11 protein-coding genes are annotated in these 15183 nt (G+C 59.0%); 8 read left to right on the top strand and 3 right to left on the bottom strand.

Annotation, left to right across the window (positions count from 1 at the left end):
- The first annotated feature begins 82 nt into the window (after nt 1-82).
- The 7 genes from ACS5Q0_RS23005 (at nt 83) to ACS5Q0_RS22975 (ending at nt 8077) form a co-directional block, all read left to right on the top strand.
- Nucleotides 83-1432, top strand: coding sequence for an amidohydrolase family protein (locus ACS5Q0_RS23005; RefSeq protein WP_473128980.1), 1350 nt, complete (start codon nt 83-85; stop codon nt 1430-1432).
- A gap of 13 nt (nt 1433-1445) precedes the next feature.
- Nucleotides 1446-2129, top strand: coding sequence for an aspartate/glutamate racemase family protein (locus ACS5Q0_RS23000; RefSeq protein ID WP_473128979.1), 684 nt, complete (start codon nt 1446-1448; stop codon nt 2127-2129).
- 31 nt (nt 2130-2160) lie between these two features.
- Nucleotides 2161-3612 carry an amidohydrolase family protein gene (locus ACS5Q0_RS22995; RefSeq protein ID WP_473128978.1) on the top strand — a complete coding sequence of 484 codons (1452 nt, stop codon included), beginning with the start codon at nt 2161-2163 and terminating at the stop codon, nt 3610-3612.
- A gap of 71 nt (nt 3613-3683) precedes the next feature.
- Nucleotides 3684-4400 carry an amino acid ABC transporter ATP-binding protein gene (locus ACS5Q0_RS22990; protein WP_473129003.1) on the top strand — a complete coding sequence of 239 codons (717 nt, stop codon included), beginning with the start codon at nt 3684-3686 and terminating at the stop codon, nt 4398-4400.
- A 284-nt stretch (nt 4401-4684) separates the two neighbouring features.
- Entirely contained in the window at nt 4685-5722 is a 1038-nt protein-coding gene (locus ACS5Q0_RS22985) for an amino acid ABC transporter substrate-binding protein (protein WP_473128977.1), read from the top strand.
- 66 nt (nt 5723-5788) lie between these two features.
- Entirely contained in the window at nt 5789-6961 is a 1173-nt protein-coding gene (locus ACS5Q0_RS22980) for an amino acid ABC transporter permease (RefSeq protein ID WP_473128976.1), read from the top strand.
- Nucleotides 6962-6964: 3 nt separating this feature from the next.
- A complete protein-coding gene (locus ACS5Q0_RS22975; RefSeq protein ID WP_473128975.1) occupies nt 6965-8077 on the top strand; it encodes an amino acid ABC transporter permease in 1113 nt (370 codons plus the stop codon).
- Nucleotides 8078-8372: 295 nt separating this feature from the next.
- Here the strand turns inward: ACS5Q0_RS22975 and ACS5Q0_RS22970 are convergent, their stop codons facing one another.
- Entirely contained in the window at nt 8373-11408 is a 3036-nt protein-coding gene (locus tag ACS5Q0_RS22970; protein WP_473128974.1) for an aminotransferase class III-fold pyridoxal phosphate-dependent enzyme, read from the bottom strand.
- Nucleotides 11409-11524: 116 nt separating this feature from the next.
- Entirely contained in the window at nt 11525-11953 is a 429-nt protein-coding gene (locus tag ACS5Q0_RS22965) for an Lrp/AsnC family transcriptional regulator (RefSeq protein WP_473128973.1), read from the bottom strand.
- Between the two features lie 960 nt (nt 11954-12913).
- Here ACS5Q0_RS22965 and ACS5Q0_RS22960 point away from each other — a divergent pair.
- The gene (locus ACS5Q0_RS22960; protein ID WP_473129002.1) at nt 12914-13684 is read left to right on the top strand and encodes a TSUP family transporter; all 771 of its coding nucleotides are present in this window, start codon (nt 12914-12916) and stop codon (nt 13682-13684) included.
- Nucleotides 13685-13808: 124 nt separating this feature from the next.
- On the opposite strand, the gene ACS5Q0_RS22955 is transcribed toward ACS5Q0_RS22960, so the two are convergent.
- Complete coding sequence (locus ACS5Q0_RS22955) at nt 13809-14729, bottom strand: LysR family transcriptional regulator (protein ID WP_473129001.1); 921 nt, start codon at nt 14727-14729, stop codon at nt 13809-13811.
- Nucleotides 14730-15183 lie beyond the last annotated feature (454 nt).

Here is a 15183-nt window from a genome sequence, read left to right as displayed (position 1 = left end):
AATAACGGTCGTTCGCAACGCAGCTTGGGTCGTTGCTTGGAATGAAGCCTCCTCTCAGCATGTGTACATGCAGGATGTTGACGTGGCGTTCTCCAGGGCCGGAATTCTGCATGTGGGGCCCAACTATGAGGGCCGCGCCGATCATGTGATCTCCGGGACATCCGCCATGATCATGCCCGGCCTCGTGAACATCCACTGCCACTCCGGGGACGAGCCCATCGCCAAGGGCTTGTTCGAGGATGTCGGAACTGCGGCTCTATGGGGCAACGCCCTTTACGAGTACTCTGCGCTGATTGATGCAGATGCGGATGCTAAGGCCGCCTGCCAGACGGTGATGCTGTGCGATCTGATGCGCAGCGGCGTCACCACCTGTCTCGATATCGCATCGCCTCATTCCAGATGGCTTTCCCTCGCCGTCGAAAGCGGCATGCGGGCCTACCTAGCGCCAGGATTTCGCGAGGCGAGCTGGCGCATGGCTGGAAGCCATCGTCTCGATTTCGAGTGGAACAAGGCGCAAGGGCGCGAACGTTATGCAGAGGCACTTGCTTTTGTGGATCAAGCCCGCGCTCATCCCAGCGGCCGCATCGATGGCGTGGTCGCGCCATCACAGATCGAGACGTGCTCGGAGGAACTGATCCAGGACGCTGTCGCCGAAGCACGCCGCCGTGGGATGCGCATCACCATCCACGCGGCCCAGACCATGGCCGAGCATGAGGAATTGCTGCGCAGAACCGGCGAAACGGCTCCTGCCCTCCTAGAGCGTCTGGGGGTCCTTGGCCCGGACCTGATCCTGGGCCATTGTATCTTCCTCGATCACCATTCCTGGACCCGGCAACGCAGCCGTGACGACCTCACCCGGCTTGCCCGAAGCAGCACGTCCGTCGCCCATTGTCCCGTCACCTTCGCACGCAGCGGTATGACGCTGGAAAGCCTTGGCGCCTACCGCCGCTCGGGCGTGAATCTCGGCATCGGCACCGACAGCTATCCCTTCAACATGCTGGAAGAGATGCGAGAGGCCCTGATCTGTTCGCGCATCGCCGGGCGAAGCGTCTTCGATCTCGATACAGCGGGCCTGTTCTCCGCCGCCACCATCGGCGGAGCGAAGGCCCTTGGCCGCGCTGACATTGGACGGCTGGCTCCTGGCGCCAAAGCAGACCTGGCGATTGTGGACCTGACTCATCCGACCATGCAGCCGGTCCATGATCCGCTGCGCAATCTGATCCACTGCGCCGCCGAGCGTGCCATTCGGGACGTCTATGTCGATGGGCAAGCCGTCGTCAGGGATCACCGTGTAGCCAACCTTGACTATGAAGGCGCGGTACGAGAGCTGCGGGATGCGCAAAGGCGTGCGTCCAAATGCGCCGAGCAGAGCGATCCGCAAGGCCGCCCCTTAAGCGTGCTCGCTCCCTATTCCCTTCCGCTACTGGCTTGAGGCTGAGACCGCCATGGGATCTTCGGTCTATGTCATCAACCCCAATTCCTCACAATCTGTGACGGCATCGATCGATAGGGCTGTGGCTCCCCTGAGAAGCACCGATGGGCCGGACATCATCTGCATTGGCTTGGCGGAGGGTCCGCCCGGGATCCAATCGCAAGGGGACGTGGACGGCGTGATCGTGCCCCTGTTGCGCAAGAGCTCCGAGCTTGAGGAGAGCGCAGCTGCCTTTGTGATCGCCTGTTTCTCGGATCCTGGTCTCCATGCCTTGCGCGAACAGAGCCGCCATAGGGTTTACGGCATCGCCGAATGCGGGGTTCTGACTGCTCTCACACTTGGGCAACGCTTTGGCGTCATTGCTATTCTCCCCACCTCTGTTCCGCGCCATCTTCGCTATTTCGGCGCGATGGGAGTTATGGACCGTTTTGCAGCTGACCTGCCGATTGGACTTGGTGTTGCGGAGCTTTCCGATGAAGAGCGCACCCTAAGCCGCATGATCGACGTGGGCCGCAGATTGAAGACGGTCCATGGCGCCGACGTCCTGGTGATGGGGTGCGCTGGCATGGCCCGCTACCGCGCGTCCGTCGAGGAGACAGTCGGCATTCCTGTCGTCGAGCCTACTCAGGCTGCTGTCGCTATGGCTGTCGGCCATGTTCGTCTATCGCAAGCTCCCGCATGCTCGCTGAACTTGTAGTATGTTGAATCTCTCTGACCTGGAGTCTGAAATGACCAGTGCTGCCCCCAAGACGACGCTCTTCCGGAACTGCGATTGGATTGTCGCATGGGATGCAGAAGCGCGATCCCATGTCTACCTCCGCAACGCGGATTTCGTGATTCGGGGCGCCGATGTCATCCATGTCGGAGAGGGATATACCGGTACAGCTGACGCCGAGGTGGATGGGCGCCGGATGATGATCATTCCAGGCTTCGTCGACGTGCACAGCCACCCTGGTCATGAACCTGGCTGGAAGGGCATGCTGGAAGAGTTGGGCAGCCCGCGCCTCGGTCAGAGCTCGCTGTACGAGTTCATGCCGGTCTTCCAGATCGGGCCCGAGTACACCCGCCCGGCTCTTCGTGTCGCGACATCGGAGTTGTTGAAAAGCGGCGTAACGACCATCTGCGACCTCGGCAGACCCCGCGACAGCTGGGCCGACGAATATGCCGAGACGGGAATTCGCGCCGTGCTCTGGGGAATGTTCCGGTCCGGCCCCTGGAAGACCACCAATGGGCACTCGGTCGAGTATGATCTCGATCCGGCTACTGGGGACAGACTGTTGCGTGAGGCCATCGAGATCGCCGATGCCGCGTCGAAGCATCCAAGCGGACGCATCACAGGATTTATCAGCCCGGCTCAGATCGATACCTGCACAGAAGGGCAGATCCGCGATGCGCTGGATGCGGCACGCGATCGGAACCAGCCGATTCAAATCCACGCCGCCCAGAGCATCGTGGAATTCCAGGAGATCATGCGCCGCTATGGCTGTACGCCGATTGAATGGCTGGACAAGATCGGTGCCCTCGGACCGGACACGATCATCGGCCACTGCATCTTCCTGAACGATCATCCCTGGATCCATTGGCCCCATGCCAACGACTTCGAGCGTCTGCGCGACAGCGGCGCTCAGGTTGCGCACTGCCCCGTCGTCTTCGCCCGTCGCGGCATTGCCCTGAACACCCTTAGCCGCTACGCAAAGGCGGGCATCCCGTGCGGGATCGGCACGGACAGTTTCCCGCACAATATGCTCGATGAACTGCGTATGGCCTGCTACGCAGGCCGCATCGTTGCTGGAAGCTTCACGGCTGCGACCACGCATGACGCATTCATGGCTGCTACGGCCGTCGGCGCCGACATGATCCGCCGTCCCGATCTCGGGCGTCTTGCCCCCGGCTGCAAAGCGGATTTCTCGGTCGTCGACATGAGTAATCCCTACATGCAGCCCGACTACGAACCCATTCGCAGTCTTGTCTACTCCGCCAATGATAGAGCCATCAAGGATGTCTATGTCGATGGCCGTCAGGTCGTTCGCGACGGAGGAGTGCTTGATTTTGACATCAGCGAGGATCTTGAGATGCTGCGCAGAGGACAGGCCGAGGCGATTGCGGCGGCGCCCCAGCGTGACTGGGCCGGTCGAGGCTTGGAGCAACTGAGCCCACGAGTGTTTCCTATCCGGGGCTGACGAGAGAACAGGCAATGACATCCCAAACAGTTCAGGCCGCCCGCGACCCGCAGACCGAATCCGCCGTGCAGATGATCGACGTGCACAAGTGGTATGGCGAGTTCCACGTGCTGCGCGACATCAACCTCAACGTGCGCCGGGGCGAGCGCATCGTCATCTGCGGCCCGTCCGGCTCCGGCAAGTCCACGATGATCCGATGCATCAACCGCCTGGAAGAGCACCAGAAGGGGCGCATCATCGTCGACGGAACCGAGCTGACGAACGACCTCAAGCGCATCGACGAGGTGCGGCGCGACGTCGGCATGGTGTTCCAGCACTTCAACCTCTTCCCCCATCTCACGATCCTCGAGAACTGCACGCTCGCGCCGATCTGGGTGAAGAAGATGCCCAAGAAGGAGGCGGAAGAGGTCGCGATGCACTACCTGACCCGGGTCAAGATCCCCGAGCAGGCGAACAAGTACCCGGGCCAGCTGTCCGGCGGTCAGCAGCAGCGCGTGGCGATCGCCCGTTCGCTCTGCATGAGCCCGAAGATCATGCTGTTCGACGAGCCGACCTCCGCTCTCGATCCCGAGATGGTCAAGGAAGTGCTCGACACCATGGTGGGCTTGGCTGAAGAAGGCATGACCATGCTCTGCGTCACCCACGAGATGGGCTTCGCCCGCCAGGTGGCCGACCGGGTGATCTTCATGGATTACGGACAGATCGTGGAAATGAACACGCCCGACGAGTTCTTCAAGAACCCGCAGCACGAGCGCACCAGGCTCTTCCTGTCCCAGATCCTGCACTGAAATCTGCCTTATCCTTAGAGAGATTGCTTCGGCCACCTGTTCTGAAAATCCTCGAAAGGTGCGCCGTCCGTGAGGACAGTATCGGCTTTTGATAAGAAGGTCATAGAGCACTCGCGCAACAAAAAAGAAGTTGCAACGCAAGTCCACGAAGTCGAGCATACCTTTTATCAAGCGAACAGGACCTTAAATGCTCTACTGCGGGAAAATCTACGCTTGAAAATCTGGTTATTTCAGGGCTAGCTTCAGTTGTTAGCGACCAGATAAGGCGCGAAGGAGGGAGTGAAATGATAAGATCAAAGGTTAAGGCCCACTGGCTTGCAATGGGCCTCATTGTCAGCGTTGCTGCGGTGTCCGCCGCACCAGCATCCGCTCAAACGACACTTGAGACTGTCAAAAAGCGCGGCAAGATTCTCTGCGGCGTGTCGCCCGTTGCCCCAGGCTTCTCCTATGCCGATGACAAGGGCGTTCGACGCGGATTCGACATCGATATCTGTCGTGCGGTATCGGCTGCGGTCTTCGCCGACCCTGACAAGGTCGAATATGTTCCGCTCAACACCAACGTACGCTTTCAGGCTGTTCAGTCGGGTGAGGTAGATATTCTCTCTCGCCAGAACACTTGGAGCTTTTCACGTGACGCATCCCTTGGCCTCGATTTCGGGCCCGTGGTGTTCTATGACGGCCAGGGTCTGATGGTTCCGGCCAAGCTCAACGTGAAGAGCGCTGGCGAACTTGCCGATGCAGCAATCTGCCTGCTGCCCGGCACCACGACGCTCCAGAACCTGGAGGACTTCTTCCGGCCCAGGAACATCAAGTACGAATCCGTCGTGTTTGAAAACTCCGATGAGTGGCGGAATGCCTTCTTCAATGGACGTTGCGATGCGATCACGACAGACCGCTCGGACCTTGCTTCCGTGCGCGCCATAGCCAACGACCCCTCGCAATATGTAGTTCTACCCGAGACCATCTCAAAAGAGCCGCTTGCTCCGACGATCCGCCAGAACGATCCCAACTGGCGCGACATCCTGAACTGGTCGATCTACACCCTCATCGGGGCCGAGGAGAAGGGCGTAACTCAGGCCAATGTCGATGAGCATCTCAAGAGCGAGGATCCGGAAGTTCAGCGGATGCTCGGCGTGAACGGCGACTTCGGAAAGATGCTCGGCCTCGACGACAAATGGGCCTACAACATCATCAAGTCCGTCGGAAACTATGGAGAGGTCTTCGACCGCAATCTGGGTCCGAAGACCCGGCTGGGTCTTTCACGCGGTCCCAATGAGCTTTGGACAAAGGGTGGCCTGCTTTACTCGCCGCCATTCCGGTAATCTGAGATTGACGGGCGGCCGCAAGGCTGCCCGTTTCCCCCTCGGCACTCTCCGGGAAGGACTATCATGCGCGTCGATGCGTTGAGCGGGACGAGGCTTCTCTACAACCTTCGCTTCCGAGCTATCCTTTATCAAGTGCTCGCCGTTGGAAGCATCTTGTTTCTGGGACTCTACCTTTTTTCAAATGTCTCGCAGAAGCTTGAAGAGCAGAATATTGCGACAGGCTTCGCGTTCTTGAGCCGCGAGGCAGGATTCGTTATCAGCCAGACACTGATCGACTACAAGCCGACCGATACCTATGGCCGGGCCATTTTGGCCGGCATCGTCAACACGGTCTGGGTTTCGGCCTGGAGCGTCGTGCTGGCCACGCTCATCGGCTTATTCGTCGGCATTGCCCGCCTCTCGCGCAATCCGCTCCTTGCCTTGCTTTCCTTTCTCTATGTGGAGGCGCTCCGGAATGTGCCTCTCCTGCTCTATCTCTTCCTCTGGTATGCCCTGATCGTTACGGGCCTGCCGGGTGTCCGCGAGGCATGGGAGGTTATCCCCCATGTCTTCCTCAGCAATAGCGGGCTGAGTGTGCCGTCCTTGACGTGGACGAGCGCCCATACAATCGTCCTTGCCGCGCTGGTCCTCGGAGGAATCCTGGCAGTTGCTGTGCACCGTCGCGCCACCGCCGAGCGGATCAGAACCGGCAAGGAGCGGATCACTTGGCCCTTGACGGCTCTGGCACTTCTGATCCCGCCCGTTCTCGCGCTTCTGATCGTTCAGCCTGATCTCGCGGTGAGCCTTCCCGAGAAGGGGCGCTTCCGTCTGACGGGTGGCGCCCAGCTCAGGCCTGAGTTCACCGCTCTACTTGTTGGCCTTGCTCTTTCTGCTTCGGCCGGCATCGCCGAGATTGTACGAAGCGGCATTCTTTCGGTGCACAAAGGACAATGGGAAGCGGCCCGGGCTCTGGGGCTGAGAGATGGCCTGACTATGCGCCTCGTTGTTCTTCCCCAGTCGCTTCGGGTGATCATCCCTCCGCTGACCAGCAGCTACTTGAGCCTCTTCAAGAACTCATCGCTGGCCATTGCCATTGGATATCCTGATCTCGTGATGGTTTCGAACACGACCATGAACCAGACCGGACAGGCGATCGAAGGAATCGCGATCTTCATGCTGGTCTATCTCGGCCTGTCGATTTCGATTTCCGTATTTATGAACTGGTACAATAGCCGTGTCGCGCTAAAGGAGCGCTAGGCCATGACGACTGCGACCGACATTGCCGAAGCGCAACTGAAGATGCCTGTCCAGCGCGAGCCGGATGTGGGGCGTCGCATGCTTCGACGCACGCTCAAGCCCCTCATCGGGACCCCTGCTAATGCAGTGATCACACTGGTTTGTCTTTGGATCCTGTGGCTTGGAGCAAAGGGCGCTTACGGCTGGCTCGTGACCCGAGCCGTGACAGAGGGAGGGGCGCAAGCCTGCAAAGTGGGGCAAGGGGCCTGCTGGCCCTTCTATGAAGCAAAGCTCCGCTTCATGATCTTCGGCATCTACCCTTACGATGAACATTGGCGCGTCCTGCTGGCGATGATCCTCTTCCTGAGCGCGATCATCATTACGATGATCCCACGTTTCTGGAGCAGGATGCTTCTCGTTCTCTGGGGCACGACGATTGTGGCAACGGCGGTGCTGATCGGGGGCGGCGTTTTCGGTCTCACCTATGTACCGACCACGCAATGGAGCGGCTTGCCGCTTTCCTTCCTGCTCTCGGCAGTCGGGCTGGCACTCGGGTTCCCTCTTGGAGTCGTGCTGGCTCTGGCCCGTTCCTCGAAGCTTCCCGCGGTGCGGGTGATCGCTATCGTCTTCATCGAGGTGATCCGAGGCGTCCCACTGATCAGCATCTTGTTCATGGCTTCCGTCATGTTGCCCCTCTTCATGCCGAGCGGCATCACGGTGGACAAGCTGCTGCGGGCGCAGATTGCGATCATCATCTTCGCTGCCGCTTATATTGCGGAGGCAGTCCGTGGTGGCTTGCAGGCGATCCCACGAGGACAGTACGAAGCCTCAAGTGCGATGGGGCTCCACTACTGGCAGGCTATGCGGCTCGTTGTTCTGCCACAAGCCTTGAAGATCTCGATTCCACCGCTGGTGAATATTTCAATAGGCTTCTTTCAGGACACGACGCTTGTCACGATCATTGGCCTTCTGGATTTCCTCTCCACCGTTCGCACGGCGATGCAGGATCCGAACTGGGTCGGCATCGCAGTGATGGAAGGCTATGTCTTCGCTGCTGTGGTGTTCCTGATTTTCTCCTATGGAATGGGCGCTTATAGCCGTTTCCTGGAGCGTCGCATGCGTCTTGGATACGACTGATGAACTTGAGGGATCTATCCACTCAGTTTGTTCAACTCACCCTATGCCAAAGGCCTCTCGAGCTATCGAGAGGCCTCTCAGTTTTGCTGTTCGTGATGCGGAGAGCTGTTTCACGCAGCACTGCCGCGCGATGCCCCTTGGCAAGGTCCGTGGCCTGATAGGTCCAATTCATGAGCTCAATTGCAGCAACTCCGAAGGGAGCGTCGCTCCGTGCAGAGCCAGGGCCGACGAAGCTTCCATTGCGGCCCGACGCGCCCCAGCCAACCGCTCCGCCTCAAAAACCACGATGGAGATCTCATTGCAGAATGTCGGCCATCGATTGATCGAGAATTTGCAGCAGCAGATCCGCATGTTCGCGCTTGAAGATCATCGAGGGGCGGAGCTTGATGACATTGTCGTAAGGTCCGTCGGTGCCCATAAGAACGCCAAGCTCCTTCGCCCTGTTGGATATCCTTGAGGCCAGGTCGCCTGCGTGCTCCTTCGTTGAGCGATCCCGCACGATCTCGATTCCGAGGAACAGACCACGGCCGCGCACATCACCGATTGCCGGATACTTCTCCTGAAGGTTCATCATGCCCTCAAGGAGATAAGCGCCCTGCTCTGAAGCATTCGCGAGCAGATTCTCCTGCTCAAGGGTTTCAAGGACCGCAAGACCCGCGGCACAGGATACGGGATTCCCGCCGAAGGTGTTAAAGTACTCCATGCCGTTTGCGAAGGCATCCGCGACTTCGCGGCGAACTGCGACCACCGCAAGAGGATGGCCATTGCCGATGGGTTTGCCCATCGTGACAATATCCGGAACGACGCCGTGTTCCTCGAATGCCCACATGGAACTTCCGACACGACCGAACCCGACCTGGACCTCGTCGGCGATCACGACGCCGCCTGCGCGACGAACATGTGCATAGATCTCCTTCAGGTATCCCGGAGGAAGAAAGATCTGACCGGCCACACTGGGGATTGTCTCGGCAATGAAAGCTGCCGGAGCGTGACCTTGCGACACGAGGTCAGAAATCATCCTCCCCGCCTCGTTGGCATAATACCGCCCGACATCTTCTGGCGCTCCTTCAATGGGAGAGCGATAGACTTCAGGTATCGGGAGCTCATGAGTGAGGGCAGGCCGCCCACCACCCCCTTTTCTCTTGTATTTGTAGGGGCTGATATCGATCAGGGCCTGTGTGTGGCCATGATAGGCCCAGTCCAGCACCAACATGTCCTTGCGGCCCGTGAAGGTTCGCGCCATGCGCAAGGCCAGATCATTGGCCTCACTGCCCGTACAGACGATAAAAAACGTGTCGAGCTCTTTCGGGAGCGTCTTGGTCAACCTCTCCGTATAGTCGATGATGGTGTCGTGCAGGTAACGCGTGTTGGTGTTGAGAAGCGCTGCCTGACGGGCGATTGCGCTCACCACGGTGGGATGGCAATGTCCGAGATGAGCCACGTTGTTATAGCAGTCGAGATAGGCGCGCCCTGAATCGTCGAAGAGCCAGACGCCTTCACCTCGTACCATCTTGAGGGGCGTATTGTAGGACATGCTGACATTGCGGCCCAGCCGCTCGCGCCGCTTCCCGACCAGTTCTTCTCTGGTGCGGCCGGTCCTCACGAAGGTTTCGGGTGCCAGGCCCGCAAAGTCGTAAGGACGGGGGTAGAGATCTTCCCAGACTGCGACGAACGCCTCTTCACCGACGCCGGGGATGATGCTGACATCGTCATAAGGCGTCGTGATCAGCTGCAGATGGACATGGGGTACCCAGCCGCCGTTTTCCGCATAATCCCCGAGTCGAGCCACGAAGCTACCGGCATCGAGCCGCTCTCCAATGTAGCGCTTTCGAATAGAGGCATGGTCGAGATGGCCCCAGAGAGTCCAAAAGCGCAAGCCGGGCTCCGGCTCGTGCTCAAGCAGGATGAGACCGCCATAATCCTGTGGCTCCGGGTTGATCGTGGCCGCGACGACTGTTGCCGGCAGCGGCGTGAACATTTCGGTTCCGGCCGGCGCAAAGATGTCGAGACCCAGATGCACATTGCGGCGCTTGCCTTCGGCAAGCACGGATTCAAAGAACGGCGCAGTATAGATGACGCGCCGCTCCCCCCAGGGCCCCAGGCCAAGAGTGAACTTGTGCCTTTGCACGAGTTCTGCATAAGCGCGGTCGGCGCCAGCATTGTCCTGGGCGGCGCTTGCAGCGGCCAAGGGCTCGTCAAGGCTGCCGAGATTCAAGACATGCTTTGCCTGGCGCGCTGGGTGGGGTTTCATGAAAGGCGCTAAATTCCGGCGATTGGTGGAGAGCCACTCCCGAACGCGACGAGCCCCGGGGACGGCCTCAAGCCCGCAAGCCTGGCGCAGGATACCTGTTGCGATGCGATGATCGATTACCGAGAGTTTTCGCAACAGATCCCATGCAGGTTTTTCACTGATAAAAAGGTATGGATCATCAGCTGCACCCGCACGACGGGCTGCCGACATGGTGACACTGATAGCGAGGCGGGCGATGATCAAATCCAGAATGACGGCGAATTCCGCATCCTGGAAAGGATATTGGGCATGGTAGCCGGCGACGATCCGTGCAGCTGCCTCGATCGGGTTGACCTCATCCAGCATCGCATAAGTGCAGGCGACGGCGATTTCAGCGACAATGGGGGAATGCACGGCATCGCCGAAGTCGATCAAGCCATTCACGCACCCGTCGGCAACAAGGACATTCCAATCGTTTGCGTCGTTATGAATCACTCCGCAGCGTAGGTGCTTCAGGGCCGGCGCGACACGAGCATCGTAAGCGTCGAGAGCTTTCTCTACCAGGCGACGCTGCTCGGAATCGGTGATGGCACGCAGACGCTCTCGAGAACATGGCGTCGTCCGGATCTCCCAATCGAAGGAACGGTGCGCTCCTGGATGACCAAAGCTGGCAAGTGCTCGATCCAGCTGCCCGAGAAGCCTCCCGAGGCTGTGCAGAATTTCCGGCGTCTTCACCTCCTCAGCGAGCGGCCGCCCTGGAAGATAGGAGACAAGACGCAGAGCATGCCGTCCTGACACGCTGTTGATCAGGGCAAAATCCTGTCCATCGACCGTGGGCAGGATGCGCGGAACGGCCAAGCCTGGATCGCAACTCTCCAAATGGCGCAGGAGAGAGGTCTGAAACTCGATGGCTGAGAGAGGTTCCGCAGCGTTCATGATCTTGAACGTCAGCTTCTGCTGGTCTGCCGTTTCGACAAGGAAGTTCTGGTCCCGCTCGCTCGGCAGAGAGGTCAACTCACCTTCGATGCCAAAATGCGCCCGCAGATATCCGAGCGCCTCGGCGCTGGAGAAGGTGGGACGAGGGTTGTTGAGGATGGTCACGGCAGCATTCCGGGTTTGTGGTTTTCCCAGAATATGACACCGACGGAGTGGCGGCCGCACTAGTCAATATGGCGGTCAAACCGCCATTTCGGCGGCCTATTTTTTGCTTTAATTCCCTATATAGGCTTTTCATCCTTAAGCACAATCGCCGTCGTAACGTCTGAGATGTCTGGCATGAGAGCGATCTCGTCCCGGGCTGCATTAAGGCCCGACATGGCGGCCACTTCGATTTCGACCACAAGATCGAGGTCGCCGCTAACGGAAAAGCACCGGCGAACGGACGGTAGGGCCGTGATGCGGGAAACGGTCTCCCGCGCCGGCGTTCTCCTCAGCCGGATCATCAGCAGAGCATAAACAGCTTCGCCTCCCCGCTGGTCCGGCTGCACGTCCGCCTTATAGCCGAGAATAATACCCTCGGCCTCCATACGGGCGATCCGTTCGCGAACGGAACTACGCGCTAGCCCGACCTTGCCGGCGAGAGTCTTGAGTGGAAGCCGGGCGTTCTGCTGGAGAAGCCGCAATATCTGTTGGTTCTTGTCGTCCATGCAGTGCAAGCCTAGAACGGTTATGGCCTAAGAATTCAAATTGTCCGGGAGAGGTAAGGTAGAGCAGCCACATACCTTACCACAGGTGTAGAGAAGTCACGAAACAGGCTTGCGGCGCCTGTAACGAGCGGATCTCGGCGAATGCCGCGAGCTTGAATAGCGAAGCATCGTCAAATAAACGGGTTCTACCTGCCTCTCCACGTCTTTAGCCTGAAAAATGTCAGTAGCGCTCGGCATTCTGCTCGACACGCTTGCATCGCTCTTGAGAGTAAAGGATAGGATACCACCCACAGCGCTCAATGGCTTCCTTAAGAAGCGCTCGTACCTCCGCTTCCACCTGATCTGGTCCGGTGCTCGTCATTCAAGTCATACCCTGGCATGGTCCCCGTAAAAATCCGCTGCTCGCAGCGGCCTTCAGTTGAGTAGGGCTCCCCCTCGTTTTCCAGAGAATCGTTGCGGTTTTCGTCCAGAATGCTCCGATCCGAAACATCGTGATCCGAGAACAGCCGATTCTCGCACTCCGGAATGTCAGTCCACCCATGCGCGCATTTCAATGCACGACCTCCTGCCGATGGACTCAGAAGCGGGTCCCCACCACGTTGTTCAAGGCGAGAGCTTATTTTCAGCGCGCCAAAGAAACCGAATCATCGGCGCTCATGTGGGCATATCGTTGAGTTCGCCATCCTCGCATTCCAGAGATTCAGGCGCATCAACACGCTTGCTGGTCTCGGAGGTTGCCGGCATATAGGCCAAGCTGAATTACGAATGGGTTTGCGACAGTACCAAATGGAGTGGCCACGGATCCTCCGAAGAGTGCGGACTAGGTCTAGGCTTGATCGAGCCGTACCGTCGGGTGGGCAGGGAGCAGCGGCCCCAGCGCGCCTCGATCATCCACCTATCCCGCAACGACGCGATTCCGGCGGCGCGGAGCTGCTCGCCGGATCAAGGAATGAATAAGTGATGTCGTCTGTGGAACTGATTGGGTTCCTGCTGCTCACTGGCGTGGCAGCCTACCTGCAAACCCTGACGGGCTTCGCTTTCGGCCTCATCACCATGGGGGGCGTGGGCCTCAGCGGCCTGCTCTCCTTGCCTGATGCCGCCATGCTCGTGAGCATGCTTACCCTGGTCAATGCCTCCCAGATGCTCCTCAAGGGCTGGCGCGATGTCGCCTGGCGCCAGCTCGGGCTCATTATGGCTGCCGGCATTCCTATGCTCCTAATCGGCTATCTGCTTCTCGGCTGGCTCGCTGATACTCGTGCTGATGCCCTGCGCCTGGCCCTTGGCCTTGTGATCATCGCGTCCAGCCTGCAGCTTGCCCACAAGCCGGAGCCGCTGCCGCGCCAGTCGCGCGAGGTCTCCTTCCTGTTCTTCGGTGTCATTGCGGGGCTGATGAGCGGCCTGTTCTCGACCGCCGGCCCGCCGCTCGTCTACCACTTCTACCGCCAGCCCATGCCCTTGGTGAAGATCCGTGAGACGCTCGTGACGGTGTTCGCGCTTAATGCGCTCTGCCGCAATGGCATCGTGGTGGCTTCCGGCGATTTGCCATCAGACTTGGTGTGGTCGGGGCTGTTCGCCATTCCGGTCGTGATGAGTGCCACCTATGCAGCCCGGCGCTGGCCGCCGCCGCTGGCACCGCTGACGATGCGCCGGATCGTGTTTATCCTTTTGTTTCTCTCAGGCGTGTCGCTCGGCATGCCCGCCGTCCTACACATGATCGGAGGCCATTCGTGACAGCGCAAAGGGAGGGTGCGGAGCACGGCATCATCAGCCGTACAGAATTTGCTCAATATGGGATACTTTACCTATCGATTCGGCTCATCAGCAACGCTAGCCTCGATATCCCCCGTCGTGAAAGTCAGTCAGAAACTGGCGTCAGGTTCAGGCCTCTATCCCAATATGGTATCTCTCCGTAAACAGACCGGAAATAGTCTATAAACGCGCGCACCTTCTGCTCAAGATGTCGTCGGCTAGGATATACCGCCTGAACAGCCACGCGCCTCGATCCTGTGTATTCTGGAAGTATCTGTACAACGGATCCGCTCTTTAACTCTGGACCAATATCCCACGTTGATCTCAGAGCGATTCCGATGCCCGCAATGACCCCTTCCCTCACGACCTCACTAGAGTTCGTCCGCAGTCTCCCCTCGGCTCGAACAGTCTTAGGCCCATCGGGTCCTTCTAGTTGCCATTCCGCTGACGCGTGAGAGAGGAGCACATGGTTGGCTAAATCATCGATACACTTGGGGATTCCATGACGGGCCAAGTAAATCGGCGCTGCGCACAGAAGTCGGTAATTCGGTGCAAGGCGCCGAGCAACATGGCTTGAGTCCTCCAAGTCTGCGATGCGGATCGCGAGATCGAAACCGTCGCGAATGATATCGACGAATGTGTCGGAGAGTACCAGGTCGACGGTCAAAGCCGGATACAGTTCAAGAAAGCCCCTCAGGTGCGGAGCAATGTGCATCCGTCCGAATGATGTCGGGGCAGAAACCCGCAGCAGGCCGCGAACTGTGGCGCTTCCGTGAGCAACCCACATCTCCGCATTTTCGACACTCGCAAGGATGGACAGGACGCGGTCATAAAACCCTTGACCAATCTCCGTCAGTGCGAGCTGCCTCGTGGTTCTCTGTAGAAGCCTCGCTCCCAAACGCTCCTCAAGCCTGCGGATCCGCTTCGAGACGACAGCTGGCGATAAACCCAGATTTATCCCGGCCGCTGACATGCTCTTTGCAGCAACGACCTCTGCGAAAATTTCAAGGTCACGAAGATGATCCAAGGTCCGCACAGATGGCTCCTCCCCGCAGAAATATGTCCAGTGAGGAGCATGCTGCGAGGTGTGATGCAAGAGGGTATGCGAACTTACGGTCAAAGACCCCACGGAAGCAGGCGGGTTAGATTAATTTGCTCCGACCCGAAGGAAATGTGAGGATAAATCGAACTCTTGTTCAGACGTCTTCAGCTTGTCTAACGGGCTTCGTCTTGCAGCCTCCTCAAAATCTGGCTCGTAAAGCGCGAGCTGCCCTCCCCCTTGTGGGGAGGGAAACCCACGCGACACCTTTCCGAGCCAGCCTCTCACGTGAGGGGCTGGACTGCCTTATCGGCCTTGAACCCCGCTCTCGTGTGTGAGGTCTGCGGCGCCTTCGGCCTTTGCTTCCCGGCGGCGTTCGTGCAGGATCCATTCGGTATAGCCGTTGGGCTGCGCGGCGCCCTTGAAGACCAGGTCGCAGGCC

Source organism: Microvirga sp. HS2 (assembly GCF_055792805.1).
The sequence above is the reverse complement of the archived record's forward strand: the minus strand, read 5'-3'. Positions and strand labels throughout refer to the sequence as shown.

Coding starts and splice junctions, on each gene's coding strand:
- ACS5Q0_RS23000 (WP_473128979.1), top strand. CDS start 1,446: ATGGGATCTTCGGTCTATGTCATCAACCCCAATTCCTCACAATCTGTG.
- ACS5Q0_RS22995 (WP_473128978.1), top strand. CDS start 2,161: ATGACCAGTGCTGCCCCCAAGACGACGCTCTTCCGGAACTGCGATTGG.
- ACS5Q0_RS22990 (WP_473129003.1), top strand. CDS start 3,684: ATGATCGACGTGCACAAGTGGTATGGCGAGTTCCACGTGCTGCGCGAC.
- ACS5Q0_RS22985 (WP_473128977.1), top strand. CDS start 4,685: ATGATAAGATCAAAGGTTAAGGCCCACTGGCTTGCAATGGGCCTCATT.
- ACS5Q0_RS22980 (WP_473128976.1), top strand. CDS start 5,789: ATGCGCGTCGATGCGTTGAGCGGGACGAGGCTTCTCTACAACCTTCGC.
- ACS5Q0_RS22975 (WP_473128975.1), top strand. CDS start 6,965: ATGACGACTGCGACCGACATTGCCGAAGCGCAACTGAAGATGCCTGTC.
- ACS5Q0_RS22965 (WP_473128973.1), bottom strand. CDS start 11,953: ATGGACGACAAGAACCAACAGATATTGCGGCTTCTCCAGCAGAACGCC.
- ACS5Q0_RS22960 (WP_473129002.1), top strand. CDS start 12,914: ATGTCGTCTGTGGAACTGATTGGGTTCCTGCTGCTCACTGGCGTGGCA.